The organism is Cellulomonas septica (assembly GCF_012396155.1).
Classification (GTDB): Bacteria; Actinomycetota; Actinomycetes; order Actinomycetales; family Cellulomonadaceae; genus Cellulomonas; species Cellulomonas septica.
In genome coordinates this window covers 1-1,946 of sequence record NZ_JAAXOY010000648.1, presented here as the reverse complement: position 1 = coordinate 1,946, position 1,946 = coordinate 1, and the positions used below count along the sequence as shown (strand labels likewise).

The 1,946-nt window shown below is 74.7% G+C and carries 4 protein-coding genes; all 4 read right to left on the bottom strand.

All coding sequences use genetic code 11. The annotated features are described in order from the left end of the window. On the bottom strand, positions 1 to 400 hold a 400-nt coding region (locus HGA02_RS17695; protein ID WP_343035583.1), incomplete at its 3' end, for a magnesium chelatase domain-containing protein. Further along, the gene (locus HGA02_RS17690) at positions 401 to 757 is read right to left on the bottom strand and encodes a YraN family protein (RefSeq protein ID WP_168680548.1); all 357 of its coding nucleotides are present in this window, start codon (positions 755 to 757) and stop codon (positions 401 to 403) included. It abuts the gene before it with no gap. A gap of 323 nt (positions 758 to 1,080) precedes the next feature. Continuing rightward, the gene (locus HGA02_RS17685; protein ID WP_168680546.1) at positions 1,081 to 1,404 is read right to left on the bottom strand and encodes a DUF2469 family protein; all 324 of its coding nucleotides are present in this window, start codon (positions 1,402 to 1,404) and stop codon (positions 1,081 to 1,083) included. 69 nt (positions 1,405 to 1,473) lie between these two features. Further along, positions 1,474 to 1,946, bottom strand: a 473-nt coding sequence (locus tag HGA02_RS17680) for a ribonuclease H family protein (RefSeq protein ID WP_484482054.1), incomplete at its 5' end; no start/stop codon positions are given.

The window sequence follows — 1,946 nt, the reverse complement described above, 5'->3', positions numbered from 1 at the left end:
GACCGGCCGCGACCGCCGCCGCCACGGCCGGCAGCACGCCACGCACGGGCCGCAGACGACCGTCGAGCCCCAGCTCGCCCACGTGGACGACGCCGTGCACGCGGTCGGCGTCGACGAGCCCGGCACCCGCGAGCGTCGCGACGGCGATCGCGAGGTCGAACGCCGACCCGGACTTCGGGAGCGTCGCCGGCGACAGGTTGACGGTGATCCGGCGGTTCGGCCAGGCGAGCCCGCTGGACGTCACCGCAGCGCGGACCCGGTCGCGCGCCTCCGCGAGCGACGCGTCGGGGAGACCGACGAGGGTGAACGCCGGGAGCGACGGCGCGAGGTGCGCCTCGACGTCGACCACGTGGGCGGCCAGCCCGACGAGCGCGACGGCCAGCGTCCGTCCGAGGGTCACTCAGACCACCCCCTCGAGGTGCTCGACCTGCGCCGCACCACGGGCGGGGACGAGCACGCACACGACGTCGACGCGGACGGAGGCCGGGCGGACGTCGTGCGCGGCGAGCCACCGAGCGGCGAGCCGCCGGACCCGTGCGAGCTTGCGCGCCGTCACCGCCTCGGCGGGCGACCCGTACGTCGTCGACCGTCGCGTCTTGACCTCGACCACCACGAGCTCCGTGCCGTCGAGCGCCACGAGGTCGAGCTCACCGTCGGAGCACCGCCAGTTGCGCTCGAGCACCTGCCAGCCGCGCTCGCGCACGTGCGCCGCCGCCACGTCCTCGCCGTACCGTCCCACCGCGTCCTTCGCCCGCACCGGACCACCTCCGCACGCAGCCTCGCGGCAGCCGAGCGGGCCCACACGGTCGTGCGGCCGACCCGTGGACGCGCTCCACGCAGGGCGGGCTGTGGACGGCTCGCGACCACCTCGACGACGCGCCCAACGGTCTGCACCGGGTCCGGCACGGCGAGCGGAGACGGATCGGTCGCGCGTCAGCGCGAGAAGGGCAGGCGAGACGGACGGCGTGCAGCGTCCGTGCCGGGTGACTCATCAGGAAGCCACGCGACACCCCGCGTCCTGCGAGTCAGCGGGCCGGGACGTGTCCCTCCGAGCCCGGCGAACCGCGCGGACGGCGCGCGTCAGCGCGGGAAGGGTGTCCCGCCGCCGAGGTCGAGCTCGGTCTTCGCGAGCTCCTCGACGTTGACGTCCTTGAACGTCACGACGCGCACGGACTTCACGAACCGCGCGGACCGGTAGACGTCCCACACCCACGCGTCGGCGAGGCTCAGCTCGAAGTAGACCTCACCTGCGGCGGACCGCACCTGCAGGTCGACGTGGTTGGCCAGGTAGAACCGCCGCTCGGTCTCGACGACGTACGAGAAGAGCCCCACGACGTCGCGGTACTCGCGGTACAGCGCGAGCTCCATGTCGGTCTCGTAGTTCTCCAGGTCCTCGGCGCTCACGCGTCCATCATCCCCCATGCCCACGGCCCGCACGCCACCGCGACCCGCCGCGGGCCCCGGTCGTCCCGGTCAGTCCGGATCGACGAGCGCCGCGTGCACGGCCTCCGGCAGGCCGAACGCGTCGAGCGGCACGAGCGGCTCGAGGTCCGCGACCTCGGGGCCCAGGACGCCCTCCGCCGCGGTCGGCAGGCGCCACGACCGGCGGTGCAGGACGCACGGCCCGAGCGTGCGCAGCGCGTCCAGGTGGTCCGGCGACGAGTAGCCCTTGTTCTCGTCCCAGCGGTAGTCCGGGTGCTGCGCGGCGAGGTCGACCATCATCGCGTCGCGCTCGCACTTGGCCAGCACGGACGCCGCGGCCACCGTCGCGCACGAGCGGTCGGCCTTGACGCGCGTGAGCACGCGCGGCGTCGGCGGGACCTCGGCCTCGACGGCCGCGAACAGGTCCTGCTGGGTCGGGCCGGACAGCCAGTCGTGCGAGCCGTCGAGCAGCACGACGTCGACGGGTCCGATCTGGGTGCGCACCTCGGCGAGCGCACGCGTCC